At 62.9% G+C, this 16,185-nt stretch carries 12 protein-coding genes; 8 read left to right on the top strand and 4 right to left on the bottom strand.

Annotated elements, in window-relative coordinates:
- Nucleotides 1-98 precede the first annotated feature (98 nt).
- A complete protein-coding gene (locus ACSBOB_RS23815) occupies nt 99-293 on the top strand; it encodes a hypothetical protein (RefSeq protein WP_442578538.1) in 195 nt (64 codons plus the stop codon).
- 28 nt (nt 294-321) lie between these two features.
- On the opposite strand, the gene ACSBOB_RS23810 is transcribed toward ACSBOB_RS23815, so the two are convergent.
- The 4 genes from ACSBOB_RS23810 to ACSBOB_RS23795 form a co-directional block, all read right to left on the bottom strand.
- The gene (locus ACSBOB_RS23810; RefSeq protein ID WP_442578537.1) at nt 322-924 is read right to left on the bottom strand and encodes a DUF1254 domain-containing protein; all 603 of its coding nucleotides are present in this window, start codon (nt 922-924) and stop codon (nt 322-324) included.
- The gene (locus ACSBOB_RS23805; RefSeq protein ID WP_442578536.1) at nt 917-1,501 is read right to left on the bottom strand and encodes a DUF1214 domain-containing protein; all 585 of its coding nucleotides are present in this window, start codon (nt 1,499-1,501) and stop codon (nt 917-919) included. Before ACSBOB_RS23805 ends, ACSBOB_RS23810 begins: the two co-directional genes overlap by 8 nt.
- Before the next feature lie 67 nt (nt 1,502-1,568).
- Nucleotides 1,569-3,737, bottom strand: a complete 2,169-nt coding sequence (locus ACSBOB_RS23800; protein WP_442578535.1) for a transglycosylase domain-containing protein — start codon at nt 3,735-3,737, stop codon at nt 1,569-1,571.
- A gap of 199 nt (nt 3,738-3,936) precedes the next feature.
- Nucleotides 3,937-6,474 carry a calcium-binding protein gene (locus ACSBOB_RS23795; RefSeq protein WP_442578534.1) on the bottom strand — a complete coding sequence of 846 codons (2,538 nt, stop codon included), beginning with the start codon at nt 6,472-6,474 and terminating at the stop codon, nt 3,937-3,939.
- Nucleotides 6,475-6,884: 410 nt separating this feature from the next.
- Between ACSBOB_RS23795 and ACSBOB_RS23790 the strand changes: the two genes are divergently transcribed.
- From ACSBOB_RS23790 to ACSBOB_RS23760, 7 genes are all read left to right on the top strand, one after another.
- The gene (locus ACSBOB_RS23790) at nt 6,885-7,925 is read left to right on the top strand and encodes a sugar ABC transporter substrate-binding protein (RefSeq protein WP_442578533.1); all 1,041 of its coding nucleotides are present in this window, start codon (nt 6,885-6,887) and stop codon (nt 7,923-7,925) included.
- Between the two features lie 233 nt (nt 7,926-8,158).
- On the top strand, nt 8,159-9,676 hold the full coding sequence (locus ACSBOB_RS23785) for a sugar ABC transporter ATP-binding protein (RefSeq protein ID WP_442578532.1): 1,518 nt from the start codon (nt 8,159-8,161) through the stop codon (nt 9,674-9,676).
- Between the two features lie 326 nt (nt 9,677-10,002).
- Nucleotides 10,003-11,022 (top strand): ABC transporter permease, encoded by a 1,020-nt coding sequence (locus tag ACSBOB_RS23780; RefSeq protein WP_442578531.1) that lies wholly within the window; start codon nt 10,003-10,005, stop codon nt 11,020-11,022.
- Between the two features lie 111 nt (nt 11,023-11,133).
- Nucleotides 11,134-12,132 (top strand): dihydroxyacetone kinase subunit DhaK, encoded by a 999-nt coding sequence (locus ACSBOB_RS23775; protein WP_442578530.1) that lies wholly within the window; start codon nt 11,134-11,136, stop codon nt 12,130-12,132.
- 2 nt (nt 12,133-12,134) lie between these two features.
- On the top strand, nt 12,135-12,734 hold the full coding sequence (locus tag ACSBOB_RS23770; RefSeq protein ID WP_442578529.1) for a dihydroxyacetone kinase subunit L: 600 nt from the start codon (nt 12,135-12,137) through the stop codon (nt 12,732-12,734).
- An 880-nt stretch (nt 12,735-13,614) separates the two neighbouring features.
- A complete protein-coding gene (locus tag ACSBOB_RS23765; RefSeq protein ID WP_442578528.1) occupies nt 13,615-13,872 on the top strand; it encodes a DUF1127 domain-containing protein in 258 nt (85 codons plus the stop codon).
- Nucleotides 13,873-14,039: 167 nt separating this feature from the next.
- Nucleotides 14,040-16,181, top strand: a complete 2,142-nt coding sequence (locus ACSBOB_RS23760) for a calcium-binding protein (RefSeq protein WP_442578527.1) — start codon at nt 14,040-14,042, stop codon at nt 16,179-16,181.
- Nucleotides 16,182-16,185: the final 4 nt, after the last annotated feature.

Genomic DNA, 16,185 nt, shown 5'->3' with positions numbered 1-16,185 from the left:
TTAGCGCGGATTTGTTAGAAGACTGTTAACCGTCTGCTGGCCTTATCGAAAACGGAGGCGTTGCGTGGTTGCTCCCGACAGTCGAGAGGCAAAACGACATGGGCAACATATTGGCATTTCGTCCGCGTAAACCGTCAGGCGGCAAGACGACGAAACAAGGCTCGTCACCCGCCACGGTCATCATCTTTCCCGGGGTTCGCTACGAGCGCACGGCCGAGGCCGACGCCGGCGCGAAATGGTCGCCGGTGAACTGGATCGCGCAGTTCCAGCCGCAGCCGCTGCCGACCAGCTGAAGCGGCCACTGCCGGACGGGCGCACCGCTCAGCGCGGGCCGCAACGCATGCGCTGCAGGAATTCGGTGGCGGCCGGCTCGTAGCTGCCGTCGGGAGCGAACGCGCGCACGACCAGCATGCCTTCGCCGCCGGGCACTTCGACGAAGACGGACCGGGCGAAAGTCTCGGGCAGACCCTGGCGCACCGCGACCATCTGCTCGGGCGTGAGCGTCACCAGATCCAGCGTCCCGCCGCCGCCCGACCGGTCGTTGAGGCTGTAGAGGTTGCGGCCTACGCGATCGTAGACCGACGCCGACCAGAACGGCGCCTTGCCCTGCGCCGTCACATGCACCAGCCCTGACGTCAGATCGAAACGGCATGCCGCGACGCGAAACGCGGGGTCGGCCGCATTGAGCACCTGCCGCATCCCTCCCTCGACGAGGACGGTCCGGTTCGGGCTGGAGATCGCGGCGAACCGCGCCCACGCATTGCGCTCCGCCAGCTGCGGGACAAGCAGCAGGACGACGATGTGCACGATGCCGGCGCCGACCAGCCCGAGCAGCAGCGCATAGGCGAGAGCGCCGCGCAGGCGCCGGGTCGGGCGGACGGCAGGCGCGGCGCTTCCGAGCAAGGTCTGGCGCCGGTCAGCCATCGCACCCTGTCCTCAGCACCTGCGGCATGACGATGTCTGCCAACCCGGCCTCGCCGGAAAGCGGCGTGTCGTAGAGCGTGAGCACCAGGCTCATCGGGCCGCTGCCGCTGGTTGCCAGCCAGTTGCCGGGAGCAGCCGGGCGGCCGATGGCGATCGCCAGCGAACCGTCGGCAAGATAGACGACGCCCCATGAGGTGAGGACATTGGCGTGGCGCGTGCCGGAGGGCACGGCGGCCAGGGCAGGGTCGGAGGCGTAGAGCGTCCACAGGCGCGCGGCCGGGATGGTGCCTTCGACCATGTAAGCGCATTGGCGCAACAGTGGATCCCCGGCGGAATCGCGCGTCGCGACGAGTTTGAGGCCTTCTGCGTGGCCGAGCGGCAGCATTCCCTCACGGCTGGCGCGGGCGCGCGAATAGGGATCGGCATCGGCGGCATCCATGTCCGGGGAGGCGGTCCAGCCGCCGAGGCTGACCGCGCCGATGCCGTTGCGCGCATCGAGCGCCAGCCAGACGCTGGCCGCCCCGCCGCCTATCGCGACGGCCAGCGTGAGGAGCGTGAGCAGGATGGTGCGGAGCATCGGCGCTGGCGTAACGCGGGGGGAGGGGGACTGCAAGGCCGGGGATGCCGGAGAAATGGAAGGAGGCCTATAGCGACCCCTGCAGAGCCGACATCGTATCCGGCTCCTTCGGTTCCTCGATTTGCGGGGCGTCGCGAAAAGCCCTCGACAGGTCGCGCAGGAAGCGTGCGGTGGCGGTGGAAAGGGCCGTAGGGCGCTCCGCTGCGTCGGCGGCGGCCTCGGCAAGACGCTTCCGTTCCGCCTCGCCGGCTTTTGCCGCGATCTCGGCATCGAGGAACGGTCTTTCGATGCCGGGGATCGGCTTCAGGTCGACATTGCGGTGGGCGAAAACCATCAGCCGCTGCCAGACCATGGCCGGCAGCGAGCCGCCGGTCATGTTGTTGGTGGGCGAAAAATCGTCGTTGCCGAGCCAGACCGCGGCCGTGTAGTTGCCGGTGAAGCCGACATACCAGGCGTCGCGGTAGGACTGCGTTGTGCCGGTCTTGCCGGCCGAGCGGATGCCGGGCAATGCCGCGCGCTTGGCCGTGCCGATCTCCGGGATCTGCACCAGGATCGAGTTCATCGACTTCAGCGCCTGTTCGGACAGCACGCGCTTCGGCTTCGGGGCGTCGCGGGCGAAGTCGTAGAAGACCTCGCCGGAATGCGTGGAGAGTTGCTGGACGGCATGGCGGGTGCCGGAAAAGCCGCCATTGGCGAAGGTGTTGTAGCCGGTCGCCTGGTCCATGACGGTCATGCCGGAGGTGCCGAGCACCATGGTCTTGTGGCCGTTGAGGGGCGTTTCCACACCCATGGCTTCGGCCATGGCCTTGATCGGCGGGATCGACAGATGGTCCTTGGCGAGCCGCACCGGCACGGTGTTGATCGAGCGGATCAGCGCGGAGGCGAGCGTGACGCGGCCTGAAAAGCTGCGGCCGTAATTCTTCGGCTGCCAGCCGCCCCAGTTGACCGGCCCGTCGGAAATGGTCGAATCCGGCGTAAAACCGTTTTCCATGGCGGTGGCGTAGACATAGGGCTTGAAGGACGAGCCGGTCTGGCGCAGCGCGCGCGTCGCGCGGTTGAACTGGCTTTCGCCATAGTCCCGCCCGCCGACCACGGCGCGCACGGCGCCGTCGGTGTCGAGCACCACGATGGCACCCTCGCTGACGCGAAAATCCTTGCCGTGCTGGCGCAGGTTGAATTCGAGCGATTCCTCCGCGGCGCGCTGGAGGTCGAGGTCGATGGTCGTGCGTGCCACGATCGAACGGTTGCCGGTGTCCTTCGCTAGGCGCTTCACCTCGTCGAAGGCGTAGTCGAGAAAATAGTCGGGGCTGTTCTGCTTGCCGCGGTCGACGATGTCGGCCGGGTGCAGACGGGCCGACAGCACCTGGCCTTCGGTCATGAAGCCGCTGTCGACGAGGTTGTCGAGCACGACATTGGCGCGGGCGCGCGCCGCCGGCAGGTTGATGTGCGGCGCGTATTTGGCCGGCGCCTTGAACAGGCCGGCGAGCATCGCCGCCTCGGCGAGGTCGAGGTCCTTGACCTCCTTGCCGAAATAGAACTCGGCGGCCGCCGCGATGCCGAAGGTGCCGCCGCCCATATAGGCGCGGTCGAGATAGAGTTGCAGGATTTCCTTCTTCGACAGGTTGGCTTCGAGCCAGACGGCCAGGAACGCCTCCTTGACCTTGCGCTCGACGGTTCGCTCGTTGCTGAGGAACAGGTTCTTCGCCAGTTGCTGGGTGATCGACGAGCCGCCCTGCACGACGGAATTGGCGCGCAAGTTCTCGGTCACGGCGCGGGCGAGACCGGCGACGTCGATGCCGTGATGCTCGAAGAAGCGGCGGTCCTCGGTCGCCAGCACGGCTTCGATCACGTGGTCGGGCATCTCGTCGATCGGCACGGAATCGCGCTGCATGATGCCGCGCCGGCCGATCTCGACGTCGTTGCGGTCGGTGAAGGTGACGGCGAAGTCGCCTTGCGTGCGCCAGTCGCCCCTGGTCTCCTCGAAGGCCGGCATGGCAAGCGCCATCATGACCACGGAGCCCGCTGCGCCCAGCGCCATGGCTTCGCCCAACACCTCGACGACGCAGCGCCGCCAGCCCTCGAAGCGGAAGCGGCGAAAGAAGATGGTGGCGTTCTCGTAGGCCTCGCCGAGGAGGAAGCCGGCCTCGTAGACGGTGGAATCGATCCAGGCGTCGACGGCGAGCAGAATGCCGGCCTTCGGCGCCTTCGGCCTTTTTGGGCTGAGTGGATCGTCCATCCGGGGCGTCCAGCCTGTTACGCAACTACAATTTTCGCCCATGCGGGCAATTTAAGGGCGGACTATTGGTGGAAATCGGCGGAGACCACAAGCAGATGACGGTCAGGAGCGTCCTGTATCGCGAGGCAAGGTGAATCCGGGCGCCGGCGCGTTGATGCCGCAAGGGCGCGGGGAATGCTTCCCCGCGCCTGCAAATGTGTCAGATCACCTGGAAGTCCGCCGCGGTGATCGTCGGGTTGCCGGTGAGCGTGGCGAAGTGGATGGCGGCGCCGGCGCCATTGCCGTCCGCGTCATAGAAGAGCTTGCCGGTGTCGGTTTCGTAGAGGATGCGGTCGTTGGCATCCTGCGCCGTGCCGGTGGCGTTCGCCCGGAAATAGCCGGATGCGAGCGCGCCGGTCGCCCCGACGGCGGCGAAGATGGCGTTGTCCAGCCGGATCGTGTCGTCGGCCGCCGAGAAATCGGTAATGATGTCGATGTTGGTGGGGCCAAGGGTGGAGGTAAAGACAAAATAGTCTTTTCCGCCGCCGCCGGTGAGCGTGTCCGACCCGGCTCCGCCGTCGATCACGTCTGCTCCGTTCAGGCCGGAGATGGCATTGGCTGCCGAATTGCCGCTCAATCTGTCACCGAAACCGGAGCCTTCGAGGTTTTCGACGGAGTTGAAGGTGTCGCCCGCTGCCTCGCCGGTATTGCCCGCAGGGGCGGCGAGGCCGACAGTGACGCCCGCCGCCGCGCTGGCATAGGAGGCCGTGTCGGTGCCGCTCCCGCCGCTGAGATAGTCGGCACCGATGCCACCGGACAGAAGATCGTTGCCGTCGCCGCCGCCGAGCGTGTCGTTACCGCCCCCGCCTCGCAGCGTGTCGTTGCCGGCCGCGCCCCGCAGCAGGTCGAGGCCGTCATTGCCGGTCAGGACGTTGGTGCCGGCATTGCCGTCGAGCGTGTCGTTGAAGGCAGAGCCTTCGAGGTTCTCGATGGAATTGAACGTGTCGCCCTTGGCCTCTCCGACGTTGAGCGAGGGATCGGCGAGGCTGACTTTGACAGCCGCGGTTGCATGGGCGTAGGAGGCGGTGTCGGTCCCAGCGCCCCCGCTGAGATAGTCGGCGCCAAGGCCGCCGCGCAAAGTGTCGTTGCCGTCGCCGCCGCCCAGCGTGTCGTCTCCGGCCCCGCCCAGCAGCGTGTCGGTGCCGGCCGCGCCGCGCAGAATGTCATTGCCAGCGAGGCCGCTAAGCGTATTGGCCGCGGCATTTCCGTCGAACGTGTCGTTGAAGGCTGAGCCTTCCAGGTTTTCGATGGAGTTGAACGTGTCGCCCTTAGCGTCGCCGGTGTTCAGAGAGGGTTCGGTGAGGCTGACCTTCAAGCCGGCCGTGGCTGTTGCGTAGGAAGCTGTATCAGTGCCTGTGCCGCCGCTCACATAGTCGGCGCCGAGGCCGCCGTTTAGGACGTCATTCCCATCGCCGCCGGAGAGTGTGTCCTTGCCGCCAAGGCCGACCAGTGTATCATCGCCAGCACCACCATAAATTTTGTCTGCGAAGACATTGCTTCCTCTCCAGCTATCCGCCGCGCTAGTGCCGTTAAATATTGTGGAGTCGAATATCTGGGCACGAATGCAAGCCAGAGAGCCGTCTCCGGCCTCTTGAGATCTCCAGGAAACAATGAAACGTCCGTCGTTGAGAGCGCGGATCTCAACATCCGAAGGCTTAACCGAGTTAACCACGAAATCGCTTCCCGAAGGAGTGCCGTCGACATCTAATATTCTTGCGCGAATACTATAAACACCTCCGGCATTCGGCTCATTGGATGACCAAACCGCCACAATTCGTCCATCTGGAAGTGTATCTATGGATGGAAATGGGTAGTGGCCGTCGTTCATTTCCGTTGAATTTACTAGAAATTCGTCGCTTGTCGCTTTTCCCGCTGGATCAAAGGCTCTGGCGACAACTTTTACAAGTTCGGCATCGGAAGACCATACCTGCCATACGGCGACGAAACCGCCGTCATTCGTCGCCGTAATTTTAGGAGAAAAATTGAGGTCTGCGTTTGAGTTAACTAAAAAATCGTCACCGATCGCCACTCCATTCGCATCAAAGATGCGCCCAAAAACACTCCATTCTTGGTCGGATGACTCCCACGTTACAAGAAAGTTGCCGTTATCCAACGTTGTCGTGCGCGAACTAAATTGCCCTCCAGAAGTCGTCGTATTCACGATGAAGTCATCGCCTGTCGATATGCCGTTCGAATCGAAGATGCGTGCACGGATGCAGTGGCCATCACCGTCACCGTCGTCATCAGATGTCCAAGTTACCAAAAAATGGCCGGCCGACAGGCTGGTAATAGAAGGAAAAAATTGAAAGCCTTCGCTGGTTGAGTTTACAATAAAATCCGGACCGTTTGGTGCGCCGTCTGAAGAGAAGATTCGAGCGCGTATGCAAGAAGATGAGCCATCGAACGTGTCATCAGATCGCCAGGTGATTACAAAATTTCCATCGGAAAGCGATGTTGCTGTTGGATTTTGCGTACCTTTATTCCTGGTTGAGTTGACGATGAAGTCGTCTCCAAGAGGCTCTCCGTTGAAAGAAAATATTCTTGCGCGCGTACAGCCGCCAGAGCCATCGCCAGTGTCGTCGGAATTCCAAGTTATAATTATTCGGTTATCGGAAATAATCGATATATACGGGTTATATTGAGTGTTTTGTGCTGTTGAATTAACAATAAAATTACCACCCACGAATTCAATTGGCATAAAGCTCCCCTATATCGCCTGTACATGACAGTTTTTAAGCCATGAATAGAGGCTTTTCATTGTGAAGGCAAGGCTTGCATAGTCATTCTAATTAATCAGAATTTGAGCGCTCTCGTTCTGATATCCGACGATTTACGCAGGTGTGTTTTGAGGAGCACGGAATGTTCCGGAGCCACCAAGTTGATCCGCCTGCTATGCAGGCGCTCAATGCCACCCGTTCGTCAGGTTCCAACATTTTTCACCCCCGCTGGCATTCGACAAAATGCGCGTCGTATTCAGTTGACGTTTCAATCGTTTCGACCCTATTTTTCGAGGCGCGCAGAAAACCGCCTGGGTGAGCAGGAGGAGTGCTTCCAGGATTGGGTGCGGGCGCGAGGATGGTAACGTCATCCGGCGGGAGTGGCCGGTTTTTGGGAGGAACTGAAGTGCTCGACGATCTAATCGAAGAATCCAGAACACGCCGCGACATCTTCAAGGCGATCGGTGCAACCGCGCTCGCGGGTGCGCTGCTCGGCTCCGCCGGCTTCGACCCGGCGATGGCGCAGGAGCTGAAGCCTTCTGCGAAGCCGCTGAAGGCCGCCATGGGCAATGCCGGCCTGCAGGCAAGCTGGTGCGCGCAGGGCAAGCAGGCGGCGGAAGCCTGGGCCAAGCTTATGAACGTGGAGATCACCTGGTTCGACGGCGAATTGTCCGCCACCAAGCAGCGCGCGGCGGTCGACAACCTCGCCACGCAGAAATGGGATTTTGTCGCCCTGCAGACGTTCGGCATCGGCACGCTCAACGATCCGATCAAGAAGGTGATCGATTCGGGCACGCCGGTCATCGCCATGGACACGATGATGGCGCCGGAAGGCCAGCTCGCGCTGCACACCTTCATCGCGCCGGACAACATCTTCATGGGCTCGGTGGTGACCAACCAGCTGATGAAGGCGATCGGCGGCAAGGGCAACGTCGTCATGACCCAGGGTGCGCTCGGCCACACCGGCGCCCAGGGACGCGCCAAGGGCTTCAAGGAGGTCATCGCCAACTATCCGGACGTGAAGCTGGTGGACGACCAGCCGGCGGATTGGGACGTGACCAAGGTCGCCCGCATCTGGGAATCGCTGCTGACCAAGTATCCGGACATCGCCGGCGCGTTCTTCCATAATGACGACATGGCGCTGGCCGCCCACAACGTCATGAAGGCCAAGGGCCGCACCGGCATCTTCATCGGCGGCGTCGACGCCATGCCGCCGGCGGTCAATGCCGTTCTCGACGGCACCATGGTCGCGACCGTGCGCAATCCCTCCTGCCGCATTCATGGCTGGGCGGTCGCGGCCGGCGTGGCGGCGGTCAACGGTGGCGAGAAGACCGGCAAGGATATCCCGAACTACATCTGGGCCGATGGCCCGGTCATCACCGCCGAGACGGCTCCCGGCCATCTCTGGCTGCAGAAGAATTTTCTGATCTGACCGGCCGGCAGGCGGGAGACCCGGGGTCGGTCACGCCGCCCCTCATCCGCCTGCCGGCACCTTCTCCCCGTGAAGAACGGGGAGAAGGTCGACTGCCGCGACGCACTGACTCCTTCTGCACCCTCGGCGATTGGCGAAAACGGGCCATGAACCACCTTCTCCCCGTTCTTTACTGGGAGAAGGTGCCGGCAGGCGGATGAGGGGCGGCGCCGACGGCTGAGACGAAAGGTAACATGACGTTGGACGCCCCTTTGCCTCTCGAAGAGAAACCGACCTTGCTCGACATGATCGGCGTCACAAAGACGTTCGGCGGCGTGCATGCCTTGCGCGACGTCGACTTCTCGTTGGCCGAAGGCGAGGTCCATGGGTTGGTCGGCGAGAACGGCGCAGGCAAGTCGACGATGATGAAGATCATCGCCGGCGTTTATCACGGCTTCGAAGGCGACATGCGCGTCGACGGCAAGAGCGTGCATTTCCGCTCGCCGGGCGAGGCGCTGGCCGCCGGCATCGGCATGGTGCACCAGGAGCTGTCGATCGTGCCGGATTTGACGGTGGCCGAAAACGTCTTCCTCGGCGTCCAGCCGCTGATCGCCGGAGGTGTCGTCGACTGGCGCCGCATGCGGCGTGAGGCGAAGGTGCAGCTTGCCAGTCTCGGCCTCGACATCGAGCCGACAGCCCGCATGGGCAGCCTGCCGGTCGGCATCCAGCAGCTCGTCGAATTGTCGCGCGTGCTGTTTTCCGGCGCAAAGATCATCATCCTCGACGAACCGACCTCGGCGCTGTCGCCGCCGGAAGTGGCGCGTCTGTTCGACGCGCTGCGCAGGCTGAAGCAGCAGGGCCGCACCATTGTCTTCATCTCGCATTTTCTGGACGACGTGCTGGCGATTTCCGACCGGGTGACGGTGTTCCGCAACGGCCGCAAGGTGGTGACCGAGCGGACGGAGGCGCTGACCAAGGATTCTATCATCGGATACATGATCGGCCGCGGCTCGCTCGACATGCATATGGGCGAAAGCACGGAACTCGGCGGCGACGACGCAAAGCCGGTCGTGCTGGAGGCCAGCGGCTTGAGCGACGGACAGATGGTCCGCGATGTTTCGCTGAAGCTCAGGAGCGGCGAGATCACCGGCGTCTATGGCTTCATGGGCTGCGGCCAGGTGGAACTGTCGCGCATCCTGTTCGGAAAGGGTTTTTTGCGCGCCGGCGGTCTTGTGCTGAACGGCAAGCCGGTTCGCTTCGGCTCGACGGCTTCGGCGCGCCGCGCCGGCATCGCCTATCTGCCGGAGAGCCGGCGCATGATGCTGTTCCGCACCGAGCAGGTGTTCAAGAATATCTCCATCGCCATTCTGGGCCGCATCCACCCGATCCTGCTCAAGCCGCGCAAGGAGCGGGAGATCGCGGGACGGCACATCCAGGACCTGCAGATCAGGCCGCCGAGACCGGAGATCGCGCTCGGCAATCTGTCGGGCGGCAACCAGCAGAAGGTGGCGCTGGCGAAATGGCTGACGGAACTGCCGAAAGTGCTGATCCTGTCGGAGCCGACGCGCGGCATGGATGTCGGCGCCAAGGAGGACGTCATCCGCATCGTCAAGTCGCTGCGCGACCGCGGAGTGGCGATCCTCGTGCTGTCGACGGAGCCGGAGACGATCCTGACGCTGGCCGACCGGGTGACGGTGCTGAAGCGCGGCGTCGTCGCCAGGGAATTCACGCACGGCCACATCGAGAAGGCCGACCTGCTGGATGCGGCATGAGTACGATGTAACGAGTGAGACTGCTTGATCGGAAGACACCTCACGATGGATTTTCGCTGGATCGTTGTTCCGCTTGTTTTTGCATGGTTGGTTTACCTAGTTCGGGACGAGCTGCGAGACATTCGATTCTATCAAAGCAATGGCTGGGACTTTGCCAAAGACAATGACGGCGTAAATGCCCAATACTACAGAGGCGATTCCACCGATGAGAGAGATCAGTGCTCAAATAGGGATCGGGTGCTTCTTACGCGACCAACCTTCATTTTCGGGGCGGTGGTCATGGTTTTGGTCTTGGCGTCGATAGATCCGATAGGGATGAACTGATCATGAGTGTCACGACCGAGACCGGCCCAAAGCCCTTCGAACTGAAGCGGTTCCTCGCCGAGCAGATGCGCAACATCGCGCCGGTGTTCACGCTGATCGTGCTGGTCATCTTCTTTGCCACGCAGGCGGAGAGCTTCCGCACCTTCGACAACTTCATGAATATATTGAGCCAGGCGTCGATCACCGGCATCATCGCGGTGGGCCTGACATTCGTCATCCTCACCGCCGAGATCGACCTGTCGGTGGCCGCGATCGCCAATGCGATCGGCATCCTGATCGCCTTTTTCACCATCCAGCCGGATTATGTGAACATCGCCAACCTGCCGATGCAGGGCTGGATCGCGATCATCCTGACGCTGGCGGCCTGTTTCACGCTGGGGCTGGTCACCGCCTTCGGCGTCGTGGGGATAGGCATTCCGTCCTTCATCATGACGCTCGCCATGATGCAGATCGCCAACGGAATGTCCGCCATGCTGGTGCGCGGCCAGATCGCCTATAATTTTCCGGACCTGATCACCACGCTCGGCTCCGGCACCATTTTGGGGGTCAAATGGTCGATCATCGTGTGCCTGCTGTTCATGCTGGTGGCGCATCTGGTGCTGACCTACACGCGCTTCGGCCGCTACGTTTACATGGTCGGCGGCAACCGCGAGGCCGCCGAGTATTCCGGCGTCAACGTCAAGATGATCATTGGCGCCGTGATGGTGATTTCCGCCATGTGCTCGGGCATCGCCGGCATGATCGGCGTTGCCTATTTCGGCTCGGCGCAGCAGAACCAGTTCGACACGTTCCTGCTCGACGCGATCGCGGCGGTGGTGGTCGGCGGCACCAGCCTGTTCGGCGGACGCGGTGGGATAGGCAACACCATCATCGGCCTGATGGTGCTGGGCGTGCTGAACAACGGGCTCGACCATATCCAGATCGACAGCTTCCTGAAGATCCTGATCCGCGGCCTGATCCTGCTGGCGGCGCTGGTGATCAACGTCTATGCGCAGAAGCTCAGGGAAAGCGCGCGCGAGTGAGCATTTGGTTCGCCGAAGGGAAGGTCCAGTGGACCTTCCAAAGGAGGCGAACGGCCGAGGCCGCAGCCGAGGGCAGGAGCGGTTCTGGCTGACATTTCTGGAGGTTTCGTCGTGAAGAAGATCTTGAACGACCCGTTCAGCTATGCGGAAGAGACGCTGAAAGGGCTGACCCGCGCCTATCCGCAATATTACCGGCTGGCGGAGGGCACGACACGGGTGGTCGTGCGGGCCGATGGGCCGATCAAGGGCAAGGTGGGGATCGTGTCCGGCGGCGGCTCCGGGCACCTGCCGATTTTCACCGGTTATGTCGGGCCGGGGTTTCTGGATGCGGTCGCCTGCGGCGACGTCTTTGCGTCGCCTTCCGCCGACGAGATGGCGACGGCGATGCGTGAGGCCAATGGCGGGGCAGGGGTGCTCAGGCTCTACGGCAACTATGGCGGCGATGTCATGAACTTCGACATGGCCGGCGAAATGGTTGAATTCGATGATATTTCCTCAACCACGGTGCTCTTGGCCGATGATGTCGCCAGCGCGCCGCTCGGCGAGCGTGAGAAGCGGCGCGGCGTCGCCGGTATGGTGCTGACCTTCAAGATCGCGGGCGCGGCGGCGGAGGCCGGACTGGATCTGGACGAGGTGACCAGTGTGGCGCAGAAGGCGGCGGACGGCTGCCGCACCATGGGCGTGGCGCTGTCGTCCTGCACCGTGCCGCAGGCCGGAAAGCCAACGTTTTCAATCGCCGACGACGAGATGGAGGTCGGCATGGGCATCCATGGCGAACCCGGCGTGAAGCGCGAAAAACTGAGAACGGCCAACGAGATAGCCGACGCGCTGCTCGATCCGATCCTTTCCGACCTCACATTGCCGCGCGGCGAGCGGGTCACGGTGCTGGTCAACAGCCTCGGCGCCACGCCGGTGGAGGAACTGTTCATCCTCTTCGATCGCATCGCCGATCGCCTTGAGGACGCGGGCGTAAAAATCGCCCATCCGCTGGTCGGCCGCTATGCGACGTCGATGGAGATGGCGGGCGCCTCGCTGACGGTGCTGCCGCTCGATGCGGAACTGGAAAAGTATCTGACCGCGCCGGCGGCCTGCGCCTTCTGGAAGGTGTGACCGTGGCGCTGACCGTCGATTCGCTGCGAAATGCTGTGGCCAATATCCTGGCTGCGCTGGAGACCGAGCACGAACGCCTGACCACCCTCGACGGGCAGATCGGCGACGGCGACCTCGGCATCACGCTGATCAAGGCATTTCGCGAGCTCGACCGGGTCAAGGGGACCTGGCCCGACGATGTCGGCATGGCGCTGATGCAGGGCGCGCAGGCGGTGTCGAAAGTGTCCAGTTCCAGCTTTGGCACATTGCTGGCGACCAGCATGATGGCGGTGGCCAAGCTGGCCAAGGGCAGGCCCGAGGTCGCTTGGAACGAGGTTCCGGGCTTTTTCGACAAGGCGGTCGAGGCGATGATGGCGCGTGGAAAGGCCAGCCTCGGCGACAAGACGGTCATGGACGCGGTTTCCGGCGCGGCGAAGGCGGGCGCCGGCAAGGACGATCCGGCGGAACTGCTCGCGGCGCTGCGGCGGGGCACGGACCAGGCGATGGCCGAATTCCGCGACAAGCCCAACAAGATCGGCCGGGCCCGCATCTTCGCCGAGCGCACCGTCGGCATGGACGATCCCGGCATGGTGGCGTTCAAGGTGATGATCGACGCCGTTTGAGGGGCAGCCAGCGGGTCGTTCCCGAAGAAGGCATCGAAAGCGGGAATTCCGTGCTTCAAGAGCGTTCTGGTTGCGGCCGCTCTTCTCACCAACTCCGACAATTCGAGGTACAGAAACTGAATCGCGCGGCGGTTGCGGTGGAAACCGCTCGGGACTGGCCGTGCGCCGGATGCCGTATATCGTCTGTAAAGGGGCCCGATTCCTGGGTATCGGGCTCGTTTCGATCCGGCAATAATATTTGCCTTGACTGTCTGCGCCGCCCCTCATCCGCCGGCCAGCTACCTTCTCCCCGTAAAACGGGGAGAAGGTAGCTGGCCGCAACGTCGCCGCTTGTCCCTTCTCCCCGTACTTCACGGGGAGAAGGTGCCGGCAGGCGGATGAGGGGCGGCGCAGACAGTCAACGCAAATGACCGCTCGTATAAGCCCGGAGACCTATCTTTCCGCGGTAGCCCACCTTCCCCGTTGGCCTGCGAGAGCTCGTATTCGAGGGTCGCAATAAAGTTTGCTTTTGCCTGTCCCTTCAATCACTTGGAAAATTGTGTCGGCGATTTGTGAGGCACGCCACGGCGCGGGCTGTTGAAACGGCGCGGTCTATAAAGCGTCCAGCCAAGGGCGGGGGCGGGCCGAGCGGTTGCGCGGATCCTTGCCGCCGTCCGAGGCAGGCAGAACCGCGTGCGTCCATATCGATTTTCCTTTTCACCTCTCGGCGGGATGGAATGTGCGAAAATACACCAAAAAATGTTTTAAACACCAACATTGAGTTGATTGGCAATACCACAGAGACGCCTGGGTCGCCGGCCCGCTACAGTTTCCGAACTTGTTTGAAGGTTCAACATATCTCCTAAGGGGCACAAGGCAAATTGCCAAAGGAGAAACGACAATGACCAGCCCCAGGAGAGCACTAGCCGCTTCCAGCATATTCGACGTCATCACAATCGCTCGCGAGTTCGGACAGAAATTCGGCCGGGCGACGGGTGTCGTGCAGCGCGCGATCCGCATGCGGAGGGACCGCGCCAGATTGCACGCGATGCCGGACCACATGCTCAAGGACATGGGCATCGCGCGCTGCGAGATCTCGTCCTCGACACGATTTCGCGAGGCGGAGTCCGCTGGCTGGCTCCGGCCGTCCGGCGAATGACCCACTGACCCCCCGTAACGGGCGCTGCGAAGTGAGTTGGCTTGAAAGCCGGTCCCGTTCCACCCCGTCCTCTCGTCGAACAACATCAACGCATCCGATCCGTGGACGGCGCGACGCCGTCGATGCGCTTGCGCGCGCTGCCGGATCGCCAAGAAAGAACTATCACCATGGCTACCCTGGATTTCAGCAAGGCAACCGCGTCCCTCGACATGGCGGACCCCAACCTTGTGACCTTCGGCAAGGGCGGAGCGACGCTGCCGTTCTACTTCAATTATCTCACGCCCGCCGGCAGTTCCGTCGTGCTGCAGGGCGAGAACTTGAATTATGGCGCAGACGGCCGGCCGATCTCCGGCACCGTCACCAAGATCGAACTGGATACCGGCAGCTACGACGCCGCCCGGCCGGAACTCGTCATCACCGGCATCGCCGTCGAACCGCAAACCCTGCTCGCCGGACCGGACAGCTTTTGGCGGTTCCTCGAAGGCAATGACGTCATCATTGGTGCTTCGCAGAACACCGCGCGTCCCGATGCCGAGTTCAAGCTGTTTGGCGACGGCATTGCCGCGCGGGCGGGCGCAACCGGCGGCAACGACATCATCCAGCCCGGCGATGCCAACACCACCGCAATGGGCGACGTGTCCCAGGTCGGGAGCAGGAGCACGACTTCCGCTCTCGTCGACTATCGCGGCGGCATGGACGACATCACCGGGGCCGCCACCACGGCGTTCCAGTCTTTCTCCGGCGATGCCGAAGTTCTTTTCGCATCCGGAAAGCTCACTGGAGGCAACGACACCATTTACATCCAGTCGACGCACGCGCAGTCGATGGCTGTCGGCGATGTCGTGATCGTCGAGGGCATGAGCGGCCGGGTGGCCCAACTGATCGGCGGCAACGACTACATTGCCGGCGGGCCCGATTTCCACGGGACGCTGATCGGCGATGCGGCCGCTCAGAATCCCAATGCTTTGGTCTATGGCGGCGACGACCGGATCGAAGGCGGGAAAGTGCGCGATGAAATCTACGGCGACGTCCAGTATGTTACCGGCGGGCGTCTGTATGCGGGCGACGACCGGCTGAGCGGCAACAATGGCGACGACGTCATCTCCGGCGACGCGGGGCGGGTCGAGAACGGCGCACGCGTCGTCGGCGGCAACGACACCATCTATGGTGGCGAAGGCAACGATCGCGTCTACGGCGAATCGACCTTCGAAGACAATTCGGTCCTTATTGCGCGCGGCGACGACCTGATTTTCGGCGAGGCGGGCGAGGACGACATGTTCGGCCAGACCGGCAACGACCAGCTTTATGGCGGCGCCGACGCCGACCGGCTCTATGGCGGTGCGGGCAATGATTTGCTGGATGGCGGCGTCGGTCTCGACACGATGGAGGGAGGCGCTGGCAACGATTTCTACGTCGTTGATGTTGTGGGCGATGTGGTGTTCGAAGCCGCTGGCCAGGGTAACGATACTGTTTTCAGCTACCTCAACAGCTACAAGCTCGGCGACAATGTCGAGAACCTGACTGCGTTCGCGACCGGCGATTTCATCGGCACCGGCAACGACTTGGCTAACGTGATCGAGACCGGCGCCGGCAAGGACGCCATCGGCGGACGGGGTGGCAACGACGTGCTGATCTCCGGGAGCGGCGACGACCAGCTTCACGGCGAGGAAGGCAACGACGTGCTGGACGGCGGGGCGGGCCGCGACCGTTTCGAAGGCGGCAACGGCTTCGACACCATCAGCTACGCCAGTGCGGACAAGGGGGTGCGTTTTGCCCTCGACTCTGCGTTTGCCGGCACCGGCGACGCGGAGGGCGACAACCAGCAGGGGGTCGAGGCGGTCGCCGGTTCCAGCTTCGATGATGTGCTTCGTGGCGACAGCGGCATCAACAAGCTCGAGGGTCGCGGTGGCGCCGACTTGCTCGCCGGCGGCGACGGCAATGACCAGCTTTTCGGCGGCGCCGGAAAGGACTCGCTCAGCGGCGGCCGTGGCAACGACAGGTTCGACTATCTGGCGCTGAGCGACGGCGGAGATGTGATCCGCGAATTCCAGAATGTCACGGGCAACAACGACACGCTGCGTTTCGACGGCGATGTGTTTGGCGGTCTCGCCAAGGGCGCGCTCGCCGGCAAGTTTTTCGTTGCGAACACAGCCGGCGTTGCGACGACGCTCGACCAGCACTTCGTCTACGAAACCGATACCGGCATCCTGCGCTACGACGCCAACGGCTCCGCCGCTGGCGGGGTGACCGTGATTGCGACGCTGACCGGAGCGCCGGGCCTCACTGTGGCCGACTTCTCCATCATCTGAGGCG

Source organism: Mesorhizobium sp. KACC 23794, from assembly GCF_052180275.1.
GTDB lineage: Bacteria > Pseudomonadota > Alphaproteobacteria > Rhizobiales > Rhizobiaceae > Kumtagia.
The sequence above is the reverse complement of the archived record's forward strand: the minus strand, read 5'-3'. Positions and strand labels throughout refer to the sequence as shown.